This is a genomic window from Betaproteobacteria bacterium, assembly GCA_009693245.1.
Lineage (GTDB): Bacteria > Pseudomonadota > Gammaproteobacteria > Burkholderiales > SHXO01 > SHXO01.
The window spans coordinates 39,543-62,044 of record SHXO01000001.1; the positions used below are offsets into that span (position 1 = coordinate 39,543).

At 58.5% G+C, this 22,502-nt stretch carries 20 protein-coding genes and 1 pseudogene; 14 read left to right on the plus strand and 7 right to left on the minus strand.

Features of this window, described 5'->3' with window-relative positions; genetic code table 11:
- Window positions 1-43 precede the first annotated feature (43 nt).
- Window positions 44-1,915, minus strand: a complete 1,872-nt coding sequence (gene thiC, locus EXR36_00170; protein MSQ58097.1) for a phosphomethylpyrimidine synthase ThiC — start codon at window positions 1,913-1,915, stop codon at window positions 44-46.
- 89 nt (window positions 1,916-2,004) lie between these two features.
- Between thiC and EXR36_00175 the strand changes: the two genes are divergently transcribed.
- From EXR36_00175 to EXR36_00185, 3 genes are read left to right on the plus strand one after another with little or no spacing between them, the layout of a single operon-like run.
- On the plus strand, window positions 2,005-2,661 hold the full coding sequence (locus EXR36_00175; GenBank protein ID MSQ58098.1) for a protein-L-isoaspartate O-methyltransferase: 657 nt from the start codon (window positions 2,005-2,007) through the stop codon (window positions 2,659-2,661).
- Window positions 2,662-2,693: 32 nt separating this feature from the next.
- Complete coding sequence (locus EXR36_00180) at window positions 2,694-4,025, plus strand: channel protein TolC (protein ID MSQ58099.1); 1,332 nt, start codon at window positions 2,694-2,696, stop codon at window positions 4,023-4,025.
- A 3-nt stretch (window positions 4,026-4,028) separates the two neighbouring features.
- A complete protein-coding gene (locus tag EXR36_00185; GenBank protein ID MSQ58100.1) occupies window positions 4,029-4,643 on the plus strand; it encodes a 5-formyltetrahydrofolate cyclo-ligase in 615 nt (204 codons plus the stop codon).
- Here the strand turns inward: EXR36_00185 and EXR36_00190 are convergent.
- Together EXR36_00190 and waaC are read right to left on the minus strand one after the other, a co-directional pair.
- Window positions 4,632-5,876, minus strand: a complete 1,245-nt coding sequence (locus tag EXR36_00190; protein ID MSQ58101.1) for a 3-deoxy-D-manno-octulosonic acid transferase — start codon at window positions 5,874-5,876, stop codon at window positions 4,632-4,634. The genes EXR36_00185 and EXR36_00190 overlap by 12 nt on opposite strands.
- Complete coding sequence (gene waaC, locus EXR36_00195; GenBank protein ID MSQ58102.1) at window positions 5,870-6,847, minus strand: lipopolysaccharide heptosyltransferase I; 978 nt, start codon at window positions 6,845-6,847, stop codon at window positions 5,870-5,872. Before waaC ends, EXR36_00190 begins: the two co-directional genes overlap by 7 nt.
- Before the next feature lie 140 nt (window positions 6,848-6,987).
- On the opposite strand from waaC, the gene EXR36_00200 reads away from it, so the two are divergent.
- The 3 genes from EXR36_00200 (at window position 6,988) to EXR36_00210 (ending at window position 9,590) form a co-directional block, all read left to right on the plus strand.
- Window positions 6,988-7,980, plus strand: coding sequence for an NAD-dependent epimerase (locus EXR36_00200; protein MSQ58103.1), 993 nt, complete (start codon window positions 6,988-6,990; stop codon window positions 7,978-7,980).
- Entirely contained in the window at window positions 7,973-9,256 is a 1,284-nt protein-coding gene (locus EXR36_00205; GenBank protein ID MSQ58104.1) for a nucleotide sugar dehydrogenase, read from the plus strand. The genes EXR36_00200 and EXR36_00205 overlap by 8 nt, the downstream gene beginning before the upstream one ends.
- A 73-nt stretch (window positions 9,257-9,329) precedes the next feature.
- Window positions 9,330-9,590 (plus strand): four helix bundle protein, encoded by a 261-nt coding sequence (locus tag EXR36_00210; protein MSQ58105.1) that lies wholly within the window; start codon window positions 9,330-9,332, stop codon window positions 9,588-9,590.
- A 128-nt stretch (window positions 9,591-9,718) separates the two neighbouring features.
- Here EXR36_00210 and EXR36_00215 read toward each other — a convergent pair.
- Window positions 9,719-11,139 (minus strand): annotated as a pseudogene (locus tag EXR36_00215) (mannose-1-phosphate guanylyltransferase/mannose-6-phosphate isomerase).
- A gap of 194 nt (window positions 11,140-11,333) precedes the next feature.
- Here EXR36_00215 and EXR36_00220 point away from each other — a divergent pair.
- The 3 genes from EXR36_00220 to EXR36_00230 all read left to right on the plus strand — a co-directional run bounded on the left by EXR36_00220 (window position 11,334) and on the right by EXR36_00230 (window position 13,805).
- Window positions 11,334-12,404 (plus strand): glycerol-3-phosphate dehydrogenase/oxidase, encoded by a 1,071-nt coding sequence (locus EXR36_00220; GenBank protein MSQ58106.1) that lies wholly within the window; start codon window positions 11,334-11,336, stop codon window positions 12,402-12,404.
- Between the two features lie 2 nt (window positions 12,405-12,406).
- Entirely contained in the window at window positions 12,407-13,501 is a 1,095-nt protein-coding gene (locus tag EXR36_00225) for a DegT/DnrJ/EryC1/StrS family aminotransferase (GenBank protein ID MSQ58107.1), read from the plus strand.
- Between the two features lie 70 nt (window positions 13,502-13,571).
- A complete protein-coding gene (locus EXR36_00230) occupies window positions 13,572-13,805 on the plus strand; it encodes a type II toxin-antitoxin system Phd/YefM family antitoxin (protein ID MSQ58108.1) in 234 nt (77 codons plus the stop codon).
- A gap of 162 nt (window positions 13,806-13,967) precedes the next feature.
- On the opposite strand, the gene EXR36_00235 is transcribed toward EXR36_00230, so the two are convergent.
- Genes EXR36_00235 through EXR36_00245 form a run of 3 tightly spaced genes read right to left on the minus strand, consistent with a single transcriptional unit; the run spans window position 13,968 to window position 16,709 of the window.
- A complete protein-coding gene (locus EXR36_00235; GenBank protein MSQ58109.1) occupies window positions 13,968-14,333 on the minus strand; it encodes a hypothetical protein in 366 nt (121 codons plus the stop codon).
- Between the two features lie 38 nt (window positions 14,334-14,371).
- Window positions 14,372-15,196 (minus strand): AAA family ATPase, encoded by an 825-nt coding sequence (locus EXR36_00240; GenBank protein MSQ58110.1) that lies wholly within the window; start codon window positions 15,194-15,196, stop codon window positions 14,372-14,374.
- A complete protein-coding gene (locus EXR36_00245; GenBank protein ID MSQ58111.1) occupies window positions 15,186-16,709 on the minus strand; it encodes an IS21 family transposase in 1,524 nt (507 codons plus the stop codon). Before EXR36_00245 ends, EXR36_00240 begins: the two co-directional genes overlap by 11 nt.
- 84 nt (window positions 16,710-16,793) lie before the next feature.
- On the opposite strand from EXR36_00245, the gene EXR36_00250 reads away from it, so the two are divergent.
- The 5 genes from EXR36_00250 to EXR36_00270 are packed head-to-tail and all read left to right on the plus strand — an operon-like array spanning window position 16,794 to window position 22,502.
- On the plus strand, window positions 16,794-17,693 hold the full coding sequence (locus EXR36_00250) for a DUF4143 domain-containing protein (GenBank protein MSQ58112.1): 900 nt from the start codon (window positions 16,794-16,796) through the stop codon (window positions 17,691-17,693).
- Window positions 17,423-18,418, plus strand: a complete 996-nt coding sequence (locus tag EXR36_00255) for a glycosyltransferase family 4 protein (protein MSQ58113.1) — start codon at window positions 17,423-17,425, stop codon at window positions 18,416-18,418. Before EXR36_00250 ends, EXR36_00255 begins: the two co-directional genes overlap by 271 nt.
- Window positions 18,415-20,295, plus strand: coding sequence for a polysaccharide biosynthesis protein (locus EXR36_00260; GenBank protein ID MSQ58114.1), 1,881 nt, complete (start codon window positions 18,415-18,417; stop codon window positions 20,293-20,295). The genes EXR36_00255 and EXR36_00260 overlap by 4 nt, the downstream gene beginning before the upstream one ends.
- A complete protein-coding gene (locus EXR36_00265) occupies window positions 20,276-21,604 on the plus strand; it encodes an O-antigen ligase family protein (GenBank protein ID MSQ58115.1) in 1,329 nt (442 codons plus the stop codon). The genes EXR36_00260 and EXR36_00265 overlap by 20 nt, the downstream gene beginning before the upstream one ends.
- A complete protein-coding gene (locus tag EXR36_00270) occupies window positions 21,597-22,502 on the plus strand; it encodes a glycosyltransferase family 2 protein (protein MSQ58116.1) in 906 nt (301 codons plus the stop codon). Before EXR36_00265 ends, EXR36_00270 begins: the two co-directional genes overlap by 8 nt.

Below are 22,502 nucleotides of genomic sequence, written 5' to 3' on the forward strand. Positions count from 1 at the left end.
ATGGGTCTGTGCCGGAGCTGAGGACTACGTATTTACGGCAGAGTTAGGCCTTTCGGTATATCTCAGCCCCGCTCTTGACAAACTCCACCGCCTTTTCTCGCATACCGGCTGTTAGTGCTTCCTTATCGCTGATGCCTTGCTTCTCCGCGTAGTCCCGCACGTCCTGGGTGATCTTCATGGAACAAAAGTGGGGGCCGCACATGGAGCAGAAGTGAGCGAGCTTGGCGCCGTGCTGGGGAAGCGTCTCGTCATGGAAATCCTTCGCCGTGTCCGGATCGAGCCCCAAGTTGAACTGATCTTCCCAGCGAAATTCGAAGCGCGCCTTGGACAGCGCGTTGTCGCGAATCTGGGCGCCTGGGTGGCCTTTGGCCAGGTCGGCGGCGTGGGCGGCAATCTTGTAGGCCATGATGCCATCCTTGACGTCCTTCTTGTTGGGCAAGCCCAGGTGCTCCTTGGGCGTGACATAGCACAACATGGCCGTGCCGTACCACCCGATCATCGCCGCGCCAATGGCGCTGGTGATGTGGTCGTAACCCGGGGCAATGTCCGTGGTGAGCGGGCCCAAGGTGTAGAACGGGGCTTCGTGGCAGTACTTGAGCTGGAGATCCATGTTCTCCTTGATCATGTGCATGGGCACATGGCCGGGCCCTTCGATCATCACCTGGCAATCGTGCTTCCATGCCACCTGGGTGAGTTCTCCCAGGGTTTTCAATTCCGAGAGCTGAGCCTCGTCATTGGCATCATAGATGGACCCGGGCCTTAGCCCGTCACCCAGCGAGAAGCTGACGTCGTAGGCCTTCATGATCTCGCAGATGTCCTCGAAATGCGTATAAAGAAAACTCTCCTTATGGTGGGCCAGGCACCACTTAGCCATGATGGAGCCGCCGCGCGAGACGATGCCCGTCATGCGTTTAGCGGTCATGGGTATGTAGGGCAGGCGCACGCCGGCGTGGATGGTGAAGTAGTCCACCCCTTGTTCGGCTTGTTCCACGAGCGTATCGCGGAAAATTTCCCAGGTGAGTTCCTCGGCCTTGCCGTCCACTTTCTCCAGGGCCTGGTAAATAGGCACGGTGCCGATGGGGACGGGCGCATTACGGATGATCCACTCGCGGGTTTCGTGGATGTGCTTTCCAGTGGAGAGGTCCATCACCGTATCGCCGCCCCAGCGGATCGCCCAGGTCATTTTCTCCACCTCCTCGCCGATGGAGGAGCCTAACGCGGAATTGCCGATATTGGCGTTGATTTTCACCAGGAAGTTGCGGCCGATGATCATCGGCTCGCTCTCTGGGTGGTTGATGTTGGCCGGAATGATGGCCCGGCCGCGGGCCACTTCGCTGCGCACGAACTCAGGTGTGATCTGCCGGGGCAGGTTGGCACCAAAACTTTCCCCTGGGTGTTGCTTCCCAATAAGCCCGGAGTAAAGGTCCAGGCGCTGGTTTTCCCGCAGGGCGATGAACTCCATCTCCTGAGTGATCACCCCCGTTCTTGCGTAATGCATCTGCGTCACGTTACGGTCTGGCATAGCGCGCTTCGGATGCCGCTTCAAATTGAAGCGTAACTCGGCGAGCTTGGGGTCACTCAAGCGCAGCCGGCCAAATGCCGATGTAGGAGCGGCGAGCTCTTCCGTGTCGCCGCGCTCGGCGATCCAGGGTGCTCGCAGCGCGGCCAATCCTGAGCGGATATCCACCTTGACCGATGGGTCCGTATAGGGACCAGAAGTGTCGTAAACGTAGAGCGGTGGATTGGATTCCTTGCCCATGGAAGCGGGCGTGTCTTCCTGGCTGATCTCGCGCATGGGAACCCGCAAATCGGGACGCGAACCGGTGACAAAAATCTTTTGGGACTTGGGGAAAGGCTGCAAGGCTGCGTCGTCGGCACGCGCCGTCGCGGCAAGAAATTGAGAATTAGCTGGCATCATGGTCTCTCCAGTGAGAGGGAAGCATATCCAATCGTGGGATAATTTGGAACCATAGAATAAACATGGGTACTCATAAAGCCTCGGTGATGGACTACGAACAAGCTCGTTTTAACATGGTGGAAAGCCAGGTGCGCACCTGGGAAGTGCTGGATCAAAAAATCTTGAGCTTGTTGTTCAAGGTGAGGCGCGAAGACTTCGTGCCGCCAAGCTATCGCTCTCTTGCCTTCGTGGATATGGAAATTCCCCTGGGTCATCATGGCGAAGTCATGCTAGCGCCAAAACTGGAGGCGCGTCTGCTACAAGAGGTGGACGTTCAGCCGGGCAGTGTCGTCCTCGAGGTTGGAAGCGGTTCAGGCTATATGACAGCGTTACTGGCGGCATTGGCCGCCAAAGTGCACTCCGTGGAAATTCGTCCGGAACTGCACCAGATGGCGGCGCGTAATCTTCATTTGGCGGGTATAAGCAACGCTTCACTCTACACTGGCGACGCTGCCCGAGGATGGAAAGCCCAAGCGCCCTATGACGTGATCGTTCTCACCGGGTCGGCCCCCGTTCTTTCGAACGAGTTCCTACAACAGCTTAACGTGGGGGGGCGCTTAATCGCCGTGATGGGCAAGCCGCCCATTATGACGGCGCGATTGATTGTGCGCACGTCCGCGGATGCTTTCTCCAATACGGGATTGTTCGAGACAAATATCGCAAGCTTGCGTAATGCCCCGCAACCCGAATCATTCGTTTTTTGAGCGTTACTAAGAAGCCTCTTACTGGAGATCCAATGAGGAAGACCCTCCTTGCTTTTGTCCTTTCCGCCGTCCTACCCTTGGCCTGGGGTGACGACTTACTGAAAATATACCGCGACTCCGTCAAGGCCGATCCCGCCTATGCCGGCATTCGGGCGCAAGTTGAAGCGGCCAGGGAAAGAGTGGTTCAAGGCCGTTCGACCTTGTTGCCCCAAATAAATTTGGGGGGTAATACGAAATGGAACGATGTCGACGTCAAGTCGGACAACACCACTCTCATATCCAACAACAGTCAAAGCTTCACTTCATGGCAGGCAGGCATCAACGCATCTCATCCGCTCTACCGGCCGCAGAATAGCGCGACCTATACGCAGAGCAAAGCGGGCTTGCAGCAAGCCGAGGCTCAATTGGCGCTTTCGGGGCAGCAACTCATGGTACGAGTGTCGGAGGCCTATTTCGCCGTGCTGCTGGCACAAGATACGGTGGAATATCTGAAATCGCAGGAAGCCGCCATCTCCGAGCAGCTCGCCCAGGCCAAGCGTAACTTCGAGGTGGGGAACGCCACCATCACGGATACCTACGATGCCCAGGCACGAGCCGACCTAGTGCGCGCGCAACAGGTGAGGGCCAAGAACGATTTCGAAGTCAAGATGCGTGCGCTGCAACAGATCATCGGCCGTTTGCCCGCGAGACTATCGGTACTTGTGGATCCGATCAGCTTGAGCCTGCCAGAGCCCAATGACATAGACCGTTGGGTGGAGCAGGCTTATAAGAGCAGCTGGGAAGTTTTTGTTCAAAAATCGGTTCTTGAGCAATCGGAGGCCGAGCTCACCAAGACACGCGGGGGAAGAAACCCCACGGTGGATGCCGTGAGCGGCCTGAATTACGACGCCACCAATAACATCAGCTTCGGTGTCGGAACGGACACGAGAACCTTTTTCGTCGGTGTCGAACTGGGCTACCCGTTGTATACGGGCGGGAACCTGAGCGCCAAGGTACGCGAAGCCATCGCCAATCGCAGCAAGGCCGAGCAAGACTACGAATTGACCCGCCGCCAAGTTGCGCAGAGTACGAGGGAAGCTTTTCTCGGCGTGGTGTCGGGATTGGCGGAGATCAAGGCGTTGGACCAAGCTCTGGCTTCCAATAAGCTTTCGCTCGACGCGACCAAGCTTGGGAAGGGAGTCGGCGTTCGCACACAGGTGGACGTGCTCAATGCACAGGAGCGGCTCTTCAGCGCGCGCAGGGATCTTCAGCGCGCGCGCTACTCGGCCATTGTCAACCAGCTCAAGTTGAAGCAGGCGGTGGGTAAGCTCACGGAGCGTGACATCGAAGTCCTCAATACGCTTTTGCGAGAGCAAAAATCCTAGTGGGTGCCAGCATCGATGGAGGATACGCTCGCACAACGCAAGCGCGCGCTTCGGCGCGAAGTGGCCGGGTGGCGTGACGCGCTGCCCGAATCCTCTCGCCGGTTGTTCTCCCAACTGATTACCGAGCGTCTTCTCGGCTGCAAGGAAATCGAGCAAGCCCAGGCGGTACTCGCCTACGTCTCCATGGGTAGTGAAGTACAGACGGGGGCGTTCCTGCATCACATTCTGGATCATGGCAAACGGCTGGTACTCCCGCGAGTCAACCGGGAAAAACGCTGCCTGGAACTCTTTTGGGTGAACGACCTTCTCCTGGATCTGGAGCCCGGCACGTGGGGTATACGCGAGCCCCTACGCAAGCGCTGCGAGGAGGTGCTGGACACGAGATCGATCGGCGCGGTCCTGGTTCCTGGGGTGGCATTCACCCCGGCTTGCGAACGCATGGGCTACGGCGGCGGGTTCTACGACAAGTTGCTAGGCGGCTGGCAGGGGGAGCGCTTCTTTATCGCCGCCGCCTATGACCTGCAAATAATGGAGCACGTCCCCACGGGTCCGCTGGATGTGGGTGTCGGCCGGATCGTCACGCCTACCCGCATGTTCGAGCGCCCGTTACAGTCCTAGAGCCTCCAAGACCCGTTGCGTCGCGCCTGCATGAGTTTTCATTAGTGCCTGTCCGGCCTCCCCCATGGATCGTAGCCGCGCGGGCTCTTCGAGCAGCGCCAAGGCGGCGTCCATGGCTTCGCCCGCGGTATCTACTTGCATGACCGCGCGGGCTTCCAAGGCCGCTCGCGTTGCGTCCGCGAAGTTGAACATGTGCGGCCCCACAATCGCGGGTTTGCCCACGGCGCAAGCTTCCAGCAGATTCTGGCCGCCCAGTTCGAGAAACCCGCCGCCAATCACCGCCACGTCGCTGGCTGCGTAGTAGGCGAACATTTCTCCCATGCTGTCGCCGAGCCAGACCTCTGTTGCCGCATCCACCTCTTCGTCGTGGCTGCGGCGCTGGTATCGTAGTTCGCGCTGCTCGATCAATTTCGCCACCTCGTCGAAACGCTGCGGATGGCGCGGCACCAAAACCATCAACACGTCGCGCCGGGCGGCATCACGCCAGGCGTCAAGAAAAAAACCTTCTTCGCCTTGCCTGGTGCTCGCCACCAGAAGCACGGGCCTGCGGCCTAGGTACTTCCGCAGTTTCTCCGCGAGCAGGTAGTCGCCCGGTTGCGCGCCGCGGTCGAATTTGAGATTGCCGCAAGTGACGACCCTGGCCGCGCCAAGGTTTTGAAAGCGGGCGCTGTCCGCTTCGGCTTGCGTGGCGATCGTTGTCGTGGCACGGAGTACTTGCGCGGTAAAAGAAGAAACGTAGCCATAACGGCGCGCGGAGCGTTCCGAGAGCCGGGCGTTGGCGATGTAGACCGGAACACCTTGCTTTCGGCAGCCAAGGATGAGCTCTGGCCACAATTCCGTTTCCATCAAGATGCAGAGCCTTGGTTGGTGGGTGCGCAGAAACCTATGCACAGCGTGCGGCAGGTCATAGGGCAAGTACGCTTGCTGGACGCCATCGCCGAACAACTGTTCGCCACTTATACGGCCCGTGGGCGTGGTGCAAGTGAGCAAGATGGGCACGCCAGGATGGCGTGCCTGAATTGCGCGGATCAAAGGCTCGGCCGCGCGCGTTTCGCCCACGGAAACCGCGTGAATCCAAATAGGACGGCCTCCTCCGGCGGCGCGAGAACGGCCAAAGCGTTCAGACAGGTTTCTCAGGTATTCCGGTTGCCGCCGCGCGCGCCAGCCGAGCCTTAGCATCGCCCCTGGCAATGCAAGCCAAACCAGCAGGCGATAGAGGAACCGGATCAAGATGGCATCGGCACCCGTGCTAGCCCATCCAACACCTCTCCCAATGCCGGCGCGGCTTTTCCCGTGCCGATATTGAGCACATGGCGAGAACCGTATACGCCTGTGGCGCGGGGGCTCGTCGCGCAATAGATGCCCAACGTGGGCGTGCCAAGCGCGGCCGCCAAGTGGGTCAATCCCGTATCGACCCCGGCTGCGAGACTGGCGCCCCCGAGTAACGCCGCCATCTTGTCCAAGGGCAGATGGGGAGGCACCACGGCTCGCGGAATCAATTGGGCCAGCCTTGTGCTGCGTTCGTGCTCCGCATTACTTGCCCAGGGTAATACGACTTGCAAGCCCTTCCCCGCGACGTAGGCACCGAGCTTCGACCATTGGTGCTCGGGCCAGAGCTTGGAGTCGGCGCTGGTCGAGTGCAGAAACACGCAATAGTGGCGGCCACGTAGGCCGAGATACCAGTCGTCATGGTCAATGAGCTTGGCATCGGCACGAACTCCGAATTCGGCCGAGCCTTCGGGACGATAGCCAAGCGCCTTGGCGGCCAATGCGCGATTTCTCTCCACCGCATGCACAGACCGCGCAACGCGATGGGTTTCGTGATAGAAAAGTCCCAAGGGTTCGCGCGCGCTTTTCCAGTCGAATCCCACCTTACGACCGTGGGCCAGGGCGCACACGAGAGCGCTTTTCAGCAATCCTTGCGTGTCGATGACGACGTCGTAAGATTGCGCTTGGATAGCATCGCGCATTTGCGAGATTTCCCGCCTGCAGGCCGCCTGAAGCAGGCTTTTTCGCCATCGTCGCAAGGCCACGGGGAATACCCGGGCTACCCCTGGGTGGAGCGCAGGCAATAGACGGAAATTTTCTTCGACCGCCCAATGAACATCGGCGCCGGGAATCCACCGGTGAATATCCGTGACCACGGGGTAGTTGTGAACGACGTCGCCGAGAGAGGAGGTTTTGACCAAAAGGATGCGAGGCATGACATCATTCTACGGACTATGAGCCCGCCGCCAAAATGTGGCGGTTCGCGGCGCATATCTTGCTCTCTCCGGCGCACTTGCACCACTTCCATTTCTACGCCCATGCCACGCAACCAGGACAACGCCGTTAAGGCTCCGCGATGAGAGTGTTGGTTACGGGCTGCGCCGGATTCATCGGAATGCACCTTTCCCGCCGCCTACTGGACGATGGAGTGAACGTCGTAGGTGTGGATAACATCAACGATTACTACGATCCCAATTTGAAACTTGCGCGCCTTGAGCGGCTGTCTATTTCCAAGGCCTTCGAGTTTCACCGATTCGATCTCGCCGATAGGGGCGCCGTGGATAAGCTGTTTAGCACGGGCAACTTTGACCGTGTAATCCATCTCGCCGCCCAAGCCGGTGTGCGCTATTCCCTCACCCACCCGCACGCCTACATCAATTCGAATATCGTGGCCTTCGCCAATTTGCTGGAGGCATGCCGCACGCATCCCCCAGGGCATTTGATCTACGCCAGCAGCTCCAGCGTGTACGGCGGAAATCGAAAACTACCCTTCAGCGTATCGGACCGCACCGATAATCCCATTAGCCTCTACGCGGCAACAAAGAAAGCCAATGAGCTCATGGCGCATACCTACAGCCACCTCTACGGGATTCCCTCCACGGGGTTGCGCTTCTTCACCGTCTACGGCCCTTGGGGCCGGCCGGACATGTCGGCATTTTTGTTCACTCGCGCCATCCTGGCGGGCGAGCCCATTAAGGTCTTCAACCACGGGAATATGGAACGGGACTTCACCTACGTGGACGACATCGTCGAAGGCGTGGTGCGAGTCATGAACGCCATTCCGCCCACGCAAGGAGCCGCGCCTTACCGTTTGTACAACATCGGAAACCACCGGCCGGAGCCGTTACTTAGATTTATCGAAATCCTTGAACAAGTGCTTGGGAAACCGGCGCGCAAGGAATTCTTGCCCATGCAGCCAGGCGATGTGCCTTCCACCTATGCAGACGTGGAGGATTTGCGCCAGGCCGTTGGATTTGCCCCCGATACTTCGCTGGAAACGGGATTGCACCGCTTCGCGCAGTGGTATCGCGATTACTACAAAATTCAAGACAGGAGTAAGCATGGCTGATCAAGTCGCTGTGGTAGGTTTGGGTTATGTGGGTCTGCCGCTCGCCATCGAGTTCGGTAAGAAGCTGCCCACCATCGGGTTCGATCTTTCCGAGCGCAAAATTGCCGCCTACAAGAAGGGCTACGATCCCACGGGCGAGGTGGAAAAAGAAGCCTTCGTTCAAGCCAAGCATCTGGTGGTGACGACCGATGCCCGGGAGCTTAGGAAGGCGAATTTGGTCATCGTCGCGGTGCCAACACCCATCGATGCTGCCCGCCAGCCAGATCTCACGCCGCTCGTCTCGGCCAGCAGGACGGTGGGGCAAAACCTATGCCCCGGCGCTACCATCGTGTTCGAGTCCACCGTGTACCCTGGCGCTACCGAGGAGGTCTGTGTTCCGGAAATCGAACGGGTATCCGGAAAGAAATGGAAGAAAGACTTTTTCGTCGGGTACTCACCTGAGCGCATCAACCCCGGCGACAAAGAGCACACGCTGACGCGCATCACCAAGGTGGTTTCAGGCGATAGTCCGGAGACGCTGGAAAAGGCGGCGAAACTCTACAGTACGGTGGTGACGGCCGGGGTATACAGAGCCAGTTACATCAAAGTTGCCGAGGCCGCCAAGGTGGTCGAGAACACGCAGCGCGATCTGAACATCGCCTTGATGAACGAACTTTCCATCATCTTCCAGAAGATCGGTATCGATACCCTGGAGGTTCTACAGGCGGCGGGAACGAAGTGGAACTTCCTGCCATTCCGCCCAGGGCTTGTCGGAGGCCATTGCATCGGCGTCGATCCCTACTACCTCACCCATAAGGCCGAGATGCTGGGCTATCACCCGGAGGTCATCCTTGCGGGACGCCGTATCAACGACGGCATGGGCAAGTTCATCGCGGAGCAGACCGTCAAGCAAATGATCAGCACCGGCAGCTCGGTCAAGGGCGCGAAGATCACCGTGCTGGGATTGACCTTCAAGGAAGACGTGCCCGATCTACGCAATTCCAAGGTGATCGACGTGGTGCGCGAACTTCAAACCTATGGTATCCAGGTCTCGATTCATGATCCCATCGCCGAATCCGACGAGGCCCACGAAGAGTACGGAGTACACCTCACCCAATGGGAAGATCTGCCCCAGGCCGACGCCATCGTCGCCGCCGTTTCCCGCCGCTGGTACAAGCAGCAACCCATCGAGACGCTGGTAGGCAAGATGAAAAAGGGCGGCTGTTTCGTCGACGTCAAATCAGCTTTTGATCCGGCCAAGGTCGAAGCGCTGGGCGCACGGCATTGGAGGCTGTAGACGTGAGACGTGAAGGGGGAAGCGTGGTGAGACGTGAAGCGTGAAAGGCGAAGCCCGGAAGGTGCGAGTATCAATGGGCCATAAAGATCTCGACGCATGGCGGGAAGCCATGAGCCTATTCGAGGATATATACCGGCCTACCCAGAATTTCCCGGCGGAGGAGCGCTACGGATTGAGCTCGCAGATGCGCCGCGCCGCCGCATCGGTGCCCAGCAATTTGGCTGAGGGAGCCGCACGGCGTTCGAGCCGCGAGTTCGCCAATTTTCTGGGGATCGCCTTAGGTTCCTTGGCGGAACTCGAAACCCAGCAAATTATCGCAACTAGGCTGAAGTAGGGAAACGCGGACGAATTGTTGCCACGAGTGGCCCGGGTGCGCTCGCTACTGCTTGGAATTCGAAAGCATCAGATGTCCCGGTGATGCCCAACTTCGCCACTAGCGCTTCACCCTTCACCCTTCGCGCTTCACCCTTCACGGCGGTAAAGGTCTTCGAAGCGGACAATGTCGTCCTCTTCCAGGTAGTTCGCGCTTTGCACCTCGATCATCACCAGATCGACCCGCCCTGGGTTTTCCAAGCGGTGTTTATTGCCGGCGGGGATGTAAGTCGATTCGTTCGTGCGAACCAATAGATCCTTGTCGCCATTGATCACTTTCGCGGTCCCGGAGACCACGATCCAGTGTTCGCTGCGGTGGTAATGCATTTGCAGGCTGAGGGAGGCGCCCGGTTTCACCACGATGCGCTTCATCTTGAAGCCCTCCCCCTCTTCCAGTACGGTGTAGCTGCTACAGGGACGGGGCACAGTCTTGTGCAGCCTGTAGCTCTCGTGCCTGGCGAATTTTAACTGCTGCGCGGCCTTCTTCACATCATGCACGTGATCTTCATGCACAACCAGTAAAGCGTCTGGCGTATCGACGATCATCAGGTTCTGCACCCCTACCGCCGCCACCATGCGCTCGGCGCTTTGCACGTAGCAATTGCGGCTATTCACCATCAGAGCCGGGCCTTGAACCCGGTTACCGGAAGCGTCGGGTGCGGTGAGGTCCATGATGGCGGCCCAGGATCCGACATCACTCCAATCGAATTCCGCCGGGACCAGAGCGACGCGCCGAGATTTTTCCATGACCGCATAGTCCACGGAGATGTCGGTCATTTTCGCGAACAATTCCGCATCGAGCTTGACGTGATCGCCTTTCGGCTGAGCAGCAGCCCAACAGGCTTGCGCGCCCGCCAGGACTTCAGGTGCGGATAGACCAAGCTCCTCAAGAAATAGGCTGGCACGAAAGCAGAACATGCCGGAATTCCATAGATACTTGCCCGAAGCCAACATGTCGCGCGCGGTGGTTTCATCGGGCTTCTCGGTGAACCGGGCAGCTTCCCAGCCGGCGCCACCTTCGAGGGCACGGCCACGCTCGATATAGCCGAATCCAGTGTCCGGACGGGTCGGCGGAATGCCGAAAGTTACCAAGTATCCCTCGGAAGCCAGCGTTTGAGCTTGGCCCACCGCTGCGGCGAAGGCCGCCGTGTCATGCACTAGGTGATTCGCAGGGAGGATGAGAAGCACCACATCCTCGCCATAACGCTCTTGCGCGCATAGAGCACCAACGGCAAGGGCGGGAGCGGTGTTGCGCGCACAGGGCCCCAGAACATAGAAGTGTCTTGCGGGGAATTCCGCGCCCTTGTATTCGTCCCGCGCGATGAAAAAATGCTCGTGGTTGGTGACCGTCAGGATATCGCTGACACCAGCCACCCCGGATAGACGCCGGACGGTTTTTGCAGCAGGCTCAAACCATCTTGCAGTTTGATGAAGGGTTTCGGATAGGCCTCGCGCGATACCGGCCAGAGCCGCGTACCACTGCCACCAGAGAGAATGACTGGAATAAGCATGTAAGCCTTTATGGTTCGAGGCGATTGGGTCTGAAACACCGGGTCGTGCGAGAAACATGCCCATGGCATCGGGGGCGGGCCCGCATGATAAGATCCCCGCTCAATGTTTTGTATTACAACAGCATCATAGCGAACTTGACCCAGACCGCTGGCGCGGACTTTCCTCCTCCACCGGGACCGGCCCGAACCCATCCATGAGGGTGGCTGTGGTTGGCGGCGGAATCAACGGTGTGATGTCGGCTTGGGCGCTGGCCAACCTAGGATGCGAGGTCACCGTGTTCGAGCGCGGCGAACTCATGGGCGCGACCAGTTCCGCTTCCACCAAACTCTTGCATGGCGGTATTCGTTACCTGGAGCAGGGACATTTCGGTTTGGTGCGGGAAGCCTTGCGAGAAAGGACGTGGTGGATTCAGCAAGCCCCCCACCTTGCCCGGCCCATCGAGATACTGATGCCGGTGTACACGTCTTCACGCCGAGGAAAGTGGATCATGCGCCTTGGCTTGGCGGTGTACGACTGGCTGTGCGGCCAGCGCCGCCTCGGCACGACGCGCTGGCTAGATCCTACGCAGATGCAAAGCCGGGTGCCAGGAATTCGGCGAGACGGGCTTCTAGGGGCCTACGCTTTCTTCGACGGCCAGATGGATGACCGGGCGCTGGGTTGCTGGGCTGCCGAACAGGCCAAGGCAAAAGGTGCCGAGTGCCGCGAGCATCATCCCGTTAACAGCATCACGGCCCATGGCGAGCTCACCACGGCGGGCGGCAAGACCCACCGCTATGACAGAATCGTCAACGCGGCGGGACCTTGGGCGGGGAAACTTCTAAGAGACAGCGGCATCGCGTCGCGCTACGAACTAGACTTGGTGCGGGGCAGCCACTTACTGTTGGACCGCCCGCTGAGGCAAGGCATCTTGCTCGAGGCGCCCGGCAGCCCGCGAATCTTCTTCGTCCTGCCGTACCAAGGCCGCACATTGATTGGAACCACGGAAGCTAGGCAGACATTGGACGACTCCATCCGTTGTTCCGGGGAAGAGCAAAATGCCCTCATCGAATTGCACAACACGTATCTCGAACCCGCGATCACAGCCGAAGACATCCAGACCACTTTCGCCGGCCTGAGGCCTCTACTTAGGTCTCACGCAAACCCAACCCGGGCAACCCGAGAATACGTGCTGGAACGGACGGATCGCCTCGTTACAATCTTCGGCGGGAAATGGACTACCTCGCGGGCGCTTGGCGAGAAAGCCGCCGCACTTACATTGCACTAATCATGGATTTCATCGACCTCAAGACCCAATACGCCGCGCTCAAGACCTCCATCGACGCGCGTATTCAGCGTGTCCTCGATCACGGGCAGTACATCATGGGCCCCGAGGTATCCGAGCTGGAGGAAAAGCTCGCGGCCTACACTGGCGCCAAGAACTGCATCACCTGCGCGAGTGGCACGGACGCTCTGCTCATTTCATTAATGGCGCTGGACATAGGGCCGGGCGACGAAGTCATCACCACGCCCTTCACCTTCGTTGCCACCGCCGAAGTCATTGTGCTGGCGGGCGCAAAACCCGTGTTCGTCGATGTCCAGCCGGACACCGCCAACATCGACCCCAGGCAGATCGAAGCCGCTATCACGCCGCGCACCCGCGTCATCATGCCCGTGGCGCTTTACGGGCAACCCGCGGACATGGACGAGATCAACGCCATCGCCGCGCGCCACAGCTTGCCTGTCATCGAGGACGCCGCCCAGAGCTTCGGTGCAACCTACAAGGGAAGGAAAAGCTGCAACCTATCCGCCATCGGCTGCACCAGTTTCTTCCCGAGTAAACCGCTAGGGTGTTATGGAGATGGCGGCGCGATCTTCACCAACGACGACGACATGGCCAAAGCCATGCGCGAAATCCGCGTTCATGGACAGGAAAAACGCTACTACCACACGCGCGTCGGCATCGGGGGGCGCATGGACACGATCCAATGCGCGGTCGTGCTGGGTAAGTTAGAGCGATTCGAGTGGGAGCTCGATCAGCGCGCCCTCGTTGCCCAGCGTTATCGAAAAGGCTTCGCCAACGCCGCGCCCGCTATCGAGATGTTCAAACTTCGCCCGGACCGCACCAGCGCCTACGCGCAATACACCATCAAAGTTCAGGACCGCGACAAACTCGAAGCGGCGCTGAAAGTCGCTGGAATACCAACGGCCGTTCACTATCCTGTCCCGTTGCACCGCCAACCCGCCTATGCACAGTGGGCGAAAGGCGCACGCTTTCCAGTCTCCGAGCAGTTGGCCAGCCAGGTCATCAGTTTGCCCATGCACGCGGATCTTGGCGGCGAAGTCCAAGAACGCATCGTGGGCGCATTGAAGAGTTGCGCGTAATGCGGGCTAACCTTGATCCTCGTGGCTAATTGGCCTAGCCTTCTAACTTAGTCCACAAGATGGGGTGTCCATGTCCGACGTTGTCAACGTTCGCGAGGCAAAAACCCATCTTTCCCAACTGGTCGAGCGTGTGTGCAAGGGCGAGGAAATTATCCTGGCGAAGGCCGGAAAACCATGCGCGAGGCTAGTGCCGCTTGAGCCACCCGCGCGGCGCACCCCTGGACTTCTCAAGGGAAAATTCAAGCTGGGGAAGGAGTTTTTTGAGCCACTGCCAGACGAAGAGCTTGCGGCTTGGTATAAGTGAGGCTCCTTCTCGATACGCACGTATTACTCTGGTGGTTGCTCGAAAATAGAGACGATCTGGTGAGCGGCTTGCAACCATGCATGTGCTCGAGCTATTGCTGTAAGCGACGGGCTGCTTGCCCATTTTCCCTGAGATCCTGCGGCTGACGCAGGTTGACCACGCCTAGGCGGCGATCTTGCTGAACGGCGAAGTTGTGATGATGTAGTGACTCTGCCGAAGCAGGTAACGCTTTTCAACTAGGTGCCACATCGCGACTGCACTCACGCTTACTGCGAGAATTACGGCATTCAGAAAGTACCAAGGGCTCTCCCCGAACCAGCCCATCTGGAGAAAGACCTGGATTATGGGAAAGTGAAGGATGTAAACGCCATATGAAAAATCCCCGTACTTGCCGAAATTGTTGGCGCCGATTGAATTTTGACCACCTGTGCCGATTGAATCTTGACCAGGGGCTTTTGCTGGTTTGATTGCTACCAGCTGTGTATAACTATACCGATATGTTCGCTTCCTTTCTTTTTTGATCTGCATTTACAGCGCGCAGGGCGTAGCCCGTAGCGCCTCCCTGATCAGAACGGCTCTTGTGTCGGCAGTTGAATTTCTTCTTCCTTAATACCTCCTTTACGGCTTTGTTCCCTGGCCTTGATTTGGCTTTTGGCCTTCCTAGAGCTGTGCAGGAACCGGTAAGACTCATTGCCCGTTTCGACGATATGACAGTGGTGGGTTAAGCGGTCGAGGAATGCCGTTGTCATCTTGGCATCTCCAAACACGCTGGACCATTCAGCAAACGTCAGGTTTGTCGTAATCAACACACTGGTGTGCTCGTACAGTTTGGACAGCAGATGAAACAGCAGTGCACCCCCAGCCTGGCTGAACGGAAGGTAGCCCAACTCATCGAGCACCACCAAATCCAGACGCGCCAAACTCTGGGCAATGCGCCCTGACTTGTTCAACAGCTTTTCGTGCTCCAGCGCATTGACCAGATCCACCGTCGAGTAGAACCGCACCTTCTTGCTGTGCCGGGTAACACCAGACACACTCAACGCCGTGGCCAGATGCGTCTTGCCCGTGCCAGGCCGACCAATAAGCACCACGTTGTGCGCCTCCTGGGTAAAGGACAAATCAGATAGCTTTTGAATTAACGCCTTGTCCACGGGCGAGGCCGCAAAGTCAAAGCCAGCCAAGTCCCGGTGCAAAGGAAAGCGCGCTGACTTCATCTGGTGTGAGATGGAGCGCATCTCGCGATTGGTGTCCTCAGCCTGTAGCAAATGCTCAATTAACCACTGGGAGCTCTGCACCCGGCCGGTTTCCCCACCCTCAGTCAACTCCTCCCAGGCCGTGGCCATGCCATGCAAGCGCAACGATTTCAAACTGGTTTTGATATCAACGTCCATGGAGGAGCTCCCCAGTTTGCTGCTCAAGATCCCTTAACTGGTCGTACCGCGCCGTGTCCGCACGGGGCGCTTCAAGCAATTGCAGATCCGTTTGTGCCAGCTCTGGTGTGGGCGGACTTCGCAAGCGGGCCAGCACGTTCTGGATGTGCTCCACGCTGACTTGACCGCTGGGAGTTACATCCTCCAGGGCAATCGCCACCGCCACCAGCACCGCATCAATACCCGCATGGGGTACCGCAGCCAGCACATCAGCCACCACCCGGTCTCCACCGGGATAGCGCATCAATGAGCGGCGCAGCTGCAATAGCTCATCGGGCATATCCAGAAACGGTGCCCCGTTTCTCAGCGCTCCGGGCTTGCGCTCCACCAACCCAATGTAGTGCTGCCAGTCGTAAGCGGTTTGCCCCTTATTGGTCAATCTGTCATGGCGCGCAACCACCGCATCCCCGACCACCACCACCAACTGCGTGGGGTACAGCCTTGTGCTCACCCGCTTGCCCGCCCACTCACACGGCACCGAGTAGCGGTTTCTCGCCACCGTCACCAAGCATGTGCTGCTGACTCTTGAAGATCTTTCTACATAACCGTCAAACGCCTCGGGCATGGCCATCAAATGCTCGCGCTCAATCTCCAACATGTCCGCAATCGTGAACTGCGCATGCTCCGGGTGCGCCGTCTCAGCCCAGATCGCACGACACCTCTGGGCCAGCCATACATTCAGCTCTACAAAGGAGCCAAAGCGCCTCTCGCGTGCCTCTATCCAAATGCGTCTGCGCGAGTCCTGCACATTCTTCTCAACCCGACCCTTCTCCCAGCCCGAGGCCACATTACAAAAGTCCGGATCAAACAAATAATGGCTGCACATCGCCTTAAATCGCGCATTGACGACTCGCCCTTTGCCTTTGAGAACTTCATCCACCGCCGTCTTCATGTTGTCGTAAATGCCGCGGTGCGGCACGCCACCCAGCGCGGCAAATGACCGGGTGTGTGCATCAAACAGCATCTCGTGGCTTTGCGTGGGATAGGCCACCAGCCAGAAGGCGCGGCTTGCACAAAGCTTCAAGTGCGCAGCCTGCACCTTGTGAAACACCCCTCCCACCAACATGCCTTCTTCGCTCCAGTCAAACTGAAAGGCCTCGCCGTCCTCAAACACCAAAGGCACGAACGCTTTGGTGGCTTTGCCCGAATCACTGCGCCAGGCTCGAATGAAGTCCGTGACAGCGCTGTAGCCACACCGATACCCTTGAGCCGTGATTTGTACAAACAGCGCACGTGCCGTGCGCCTGCCGTCCTTGTGACGATGGGCATCAGCTTTGAGCGCCATCACCAAGGTGGCTTCATATGCACTGAGCTTTGTAGGGTCACTTCGACGCAAATACTTGGGAGCAACATCCCCCGGCGCCCTTAACCAGCGTTTGACCGTGTTACGTGCCAAACCCGTGCGCTTGGAAATCTCGCTGATCGTTAACTTATCGCGCACCTTCATGCGCCTGACCTTGCCTAACATGTCCATGGTGATAATCTCCTTGTCCTGCCTAATAGTTAAGCAGGTGATTGAACACCCTGGTCAATTTTGAATCGGCACTACCCTCAATAAGTGGTCAGTTTTCGGTCGGCGTCAACACAAGCGCTCAAACTCGATGGCCTGTCAGCCGACTGTGGTATCTCCCATGGCACGGCGCGGGCTTGGCTAAGCGTTTTGGAAGCGAGTTACATTGTTTTCCGCCTACTCCCTCACTTCGAGAACTTGGGAAAGCGCTTGGTTAAATCGCCCAAACTGTATTTCCACGATACCGGTCTTGCCGCGTTTTTGATGGGCGTGCGAGATCCCCGTCACATGGCCATACACCCCGCTCGGCCCGCATTGTTCGAGACTTTTGTCGTTGGAGAATTTTTTAAGCAGCGCTTCAACGCCGGCGAGCGGCCAAACTTGTTCTACTGGCGTGATAATACCGGCACCGAGGTCGATGTCCTGGTTGACCAGGGGCAAGAGTTGTTTCCCATCGAGATCAAATCCGGGCAGACATTTCAGGACGAATTTCTCAAGAACCTGCGGCTCTTCCGCAAGTACGCGGGGCCGCGAGCGCCGGGTGCGGGACTGGTGTACGGGGGGCGGCGAGAGCTATGCGCGCTCCGGTGTAACGGTGCGGTCGTGGCGAGATATTTGACCCGTACTGGCCGCGCCGCGATAATCCATCAGGATATCCACGCCACTCCTGGAATCCGATGCGGTTGTCCCCATGGTCTTCCTTCTCGGTTTACTACCTGCTCCCGTTCATTTCGATGCTGGTTAGCTTCGTGGTCCTGCGGCTGTTACTGTCGCCGCGGGCGCCGCTGCGTTTTCTCGACCACCCCAACGAACGTTCGCTGCATAGCGGTCCCGTGCCGCGAACCGGGGGAATCGCCGTTGTGCTCGGGATTCTCGCCGGTACTATTTGGATCGCGGGATATGGCTTGCCGCTCGCGGGCGCGCTCGCGCTCGCGGGTATCTCCCTGATCGATGACTGGAGGGGGCTGCCGCAGGTTATTCGATTGGCCTCGCATCTGGCCGTGGCTGCTGCCTTCGTGGTCTTCCTGGCGCCTGGCATGAGTCTTCTCGCTCAATCGCTATTGATTGTCGCGGTAGGCTGGATGACCAATCTGTACAACTTCATGGATGGCTCGGATGGTCTCGCGGGTGGCATGGCCATCATGGGGTTTGGCTTCTACACATTCGCCGCCTGGCTTGCTGGCGATAGCGCGATGGCTTGGTTTTGTGCCTGCGTGGTGGGCGCCTCGGTCCCTTTCCTTCTGTTCAACTTCTCCCCTTCGAAAATTTTTCTGGGCGACGCAGGGGCCATCCCGCTAGGATTTCTGGCGGCAGCTCTTGGAGTTCTGGGCTGGCAACGCGGGAACTGGAGCCTTTGGTTTCCTCTGCTCGTCTTCTCGCCCTTTATCGCGGATGCCACCGTGACGCTGGGACGCAGACTGGTGCGTAAGGAGCGAGTTTGGCAGGCGCACCGGGATCATTACTACCAACGCCTCATTCGCCTCGGATGGAGCCATCGCAAAACCGCGCTTGCCGCTTATATTGTGATGCTGGCCGCCGGTTCCCTCGGGCTGCTGGCGCTCGTGGACGCAGCGGGCGCTGTCCCTCCGATAATTGTTGCAGCCATGTATCTATTCCTTGGCCTCTTGATCGACCGCGCCTGGAGCGGGCGCGCATCCCTGGACCGAGCATGAGCACGCGGCCGTATTTGAATCCCAACTGGCGTAACGCCGTGGCACTTGGGCATGACCTTGCCGCCGCCGCGGTGAGCTGGGTGCTGGGGTTTTTGGTACGGTTTAATTTTGACCTGCCCGCCGAGTTTGCCCACACCATGTGGCGAGACTTGGTTTGGCTGGTTCCCGCGCAGGGGGCGATTTTTCTCGTGGCGGGCATGTACCGCGGCCTGTGGCGCTACGCGAGCCTCGCGGACCTACGCCGGATTATTCTATCCGCCGGCTTTGGCATGGTCGCGTTGATCGCGGCCGTGGTCATGTTTCGGCTCCCGAACGTTCCGCGCTCGGTCATCATCATGTACCCTCTACTTTTGAGTCTGATCATGGGCGGCAGCCGGATGCTCTACCGTACCCTCAAGGAAGGCCGCGTGTTGGGGCCGGTGTTTTCCGATGCCAAGCCCGTACTCGTGGTCGGTGCGGAGGATGGCGCGGAGCGCTTGCTGCGCGAACTGCGCTTTAACCGGGAATGGCGGGCCGTGGGCGTTCTCGACGATGACCCCAGAAAACAAGGCCGCCTCATCCATGGGGTGCGCGTGCTGGGAGGGACGGACCTGGTCCACGAAGCCGCGCAAGACCTAGGCGTGAGCCACGTCATTTTCGCCATGCCATCGGTGGCCCACACCGTTCGGCGCAAGGTCATCGATCGCTGCACGCAAGCGGGCCTGAGTGTTTTGACGGTGCCCTCGGTGGATGAGTTGGTTTCCGGAAAAGTTACCTTATCCCAAATCCGCCAAGTGGATCTGGACGATCTGCTGGGACGCGATCCCGTGGTATTGGACAACGAGAAGTTGCAACCGCTGCTCGGCGGCCGGGCTGTGCTCGTTACCGGCGCGGGTGGTTCCATCGGCAGCGAGCTATGCCGCCAGATCGTGCGCTTTCAGCCGCGAAAACTGATCCTCCTGGAGCTTTCCGAGTTCGCGCTGTATTCCATCGAACAGGAGTTCCAGCACCGTTTCCCAGACATCGCGCTGGTGTGTGCCGTGGGAGACGCCAAGGATGCCGGGCTCGTGGCCCAGGTTCTTCGCGAACACCAACCCCAGGTCGTATTTCACGCGGCAGCTTACAAACATGTGCCGCTCATGGAAGAACACAATGCATGGCAAGCGGTGCGCAACAACGTGTTGTCCACCTGGACACTGGCCAGTGCGGCAAAGCGTCACGGCGTGGAGAAATTCGTGCTGGTTTCCACCGACAAGGCAGTGAATCCCACCAACGTGATGGGAGCGAGCAAACGCTTGGCGGAGATGGTATGCCAAGCGTTGCAAGAAGAGGCGGGCACCAAATTCGTCATGGTGCGCTTTGGCAATGTCCTCGGCAGTACGGGGAGCGTGATTCCGAAGTTCCGCGAGCAAATAGCGCGCGGCGGGCCGGTCACGGTGACCCATCCCGAGGTGACCCGTTACTTCATGTCCATTCCCGAAGCCGCACAGTTAGTATTGCAGGCAGGCGCGATGGGAGCGGGAGGGGAGATCTTCGTGCTCGACATGGGCGATCCCGTGAAGATCGCGGATCTGGCGCGCGACATGATTCGATTGTCCGGCATGCAAGAGGACGAGATTTCCATCGTGTTCACGGGCCTTCGTCCCGGCGAAAAACTCTACGAAGAGCTGCTCGCGGATGAAGAACGCTCGCTCCCCACGCCTCATCCGAAGTTGCGTATCGCCCGCGCCCGGCTCGTGCCGCCCAAAACCTTGGCGGATATTCACCAATGGCTGATGACCGAATTGCCGGTGACCGACGGGGAAGTTCGCGAAACTTTGCGGCACTTCATCCCCGAATACATCAGCGCGAGCGATTCGCCAGCCGAGGTCGCACGGCGTGCAGTGGCCGGTGGTTAATGCGGTGGTTTCACCGCCGGAAGTCAAGCCGGTAAATCTGGCCGAGCTTAGGTTTGGCGTGCGGCACGAAACGGTGATCGCCGCGATCCTCTTTGCCTATCCCGTTGCGTTGCTCATTTGGCGTGGCGCCAGCAATATCCTGTTCGCGGTGCTCGTGCTCTATTCCTTAGTCCTGCTCTATGACGGAAGACGCCAATCGCAACCATGGGACCGGGATACTTCATGGTTTGCCCTGGCGATGGCCTTACCTACTGCCGCGGTCGTTTTCAGCCAGTGGTCGCACATGGCGTTCAGTATCAAGCCTTACGACAGCGCTTTGACCACGTTGCTTTGCATTCCGGTTTATCTGATGCTCAGGCGAATCGATCCCGGGAAAATCTGCGTGCTTCAATACGCCGTTCCCGCCGGAGCCATCGCGGCATGCGCCTACTTGGCGTTGTTCGGAATTTACGTGACGGGCAGATTAAGTTCGTCATTCCTTAATTCCATCCACCTCGGCGATCTTGCGCTCGCGATGGGAGTTTTAAGCTTACTGAGCGTGAATTTGACTCGCACGGATGGTGCGGGGGTCGCGGCGCTCAAATTGGCCGGATTTCTCGCGGGGGCCTACCTATCGCTACGCTCGGAGTCAAGAGGAGGATGGATCGCGCTCCCCGTGATCGCCATGGTGTGGGTGTCGTACTCCCGGTTCAAGTTTAAGGCTGTGGCTATTGCGCTCGCAGTGCCGGTGATTGCGAGCCTGTGCATGGCGTCTTATCTGTGGATCGATATCGTTCATCAACGGACCGATGCTGTCTTCGCGGACCTATCGAGCTATCACATGGGGAATAAGGACACCTCGGTTGGCTTGCGTTTGCAAATATGGAAAGCGGCCTTCCACTTAATCGGGGAGAACCCTTGGTTCGGCGTTGGACCCGGCGGGTTTGCGCGCTGGATGGCTCCGGTGGTTTCCTCGGGGCTGATCACGCCAGAGGCCGGGAATTTGGGACGCGCCGAAGTTCATAACGAAATCCTGTTGCGTACCGTCAATATGGGAGTATTCGGTTTGATCTCCATCCTGGCCCTCTATACGGTGCCGGCACTTATCCTCATGCGCGCGCGCAACTCGCCGTCGCCGGTGGCGCGCGCGGCGGGTCTCATGGGCTTATGCCATCTGGTATGTTTCATCACCTTTGGGTTGACCGCCGAGATTCTCAACTTGAAGATGACATTGGTGTTCTTTTGTTTGATCCTCACCGTATTGCTCGCGCTTGCGACCAATTTTCATCTCACCAGCCATGCGGGCGCAAGCCAGGTGCCAGATGTTTAGTATCGTCATCCCTACCTGGAATAGCCTCGGTCACCTGGCCTTGTGCATAGCCAGTATCGAGAAGCACTCGCGCTACGACCATGAGATTCTTGTCCACGTTAACGAGGGTTCCGATGGAACGGTGGCTTGGTTGAAAGCCCAAGGCATTCGGTATAGCCATTCGCCTCGAAACATCGGCGTGTGCATTGCAGTCAATCACTTGTTTGGCCAAGCCAGCAAGGAATGGGTCCTCTACCTGAACGACGACATGGTAGTGTGTCCCCATTGGGACGAGGCCTTTGTACGCGCGATCGAGACGGCACCTTCCCCGCTCGCGTTTTACTCGGGAACCATGATCGAATCCCGCGCCTCGATTTTGCCGCACGTGATCGCCGGGCACTACGGCGCGACGCCCGCTGAGTTTTCCGAGGAAAAACTCTTGGCGGAATACATGCAAGTGCCCGCGCGAGATATCTCCGGTTTTGCATCCCAACCCACCCTCATCCGGCGTGAACTCTGGCATCAAGCCGGCGGATACAGCATCGAGTATGGGCCCGGAATGAGCGGCGATGATGATTTGCTCATGAAGCTCTGGACGATGGGTTGCCGGACTTTCAAGATCATCGGCGCGAGCCGTTTCTATCACTTCTCCTCGCGCAGCACGAACCGCGTGCGAAAAAACAAGGGCGGGCGCACTTTCGTCATGAAATGGGGCATCACGCAGCAAGAGTTTCATGAGAACTACTTGAACTTGCTACAGGCGGACTCCACGTTCGGGGCGCTTGGCGATTTTCCGCGCCCGACGCTGAAGGGGCGGTTAAAGCGAATCGGTTATGGATTAAGTGGCAACTATCCGCTAGGTGATTTGCAAGCGTGGGATCCCATGCCATTGGCGGATAAGGACGTAGCCAGCCGCTGA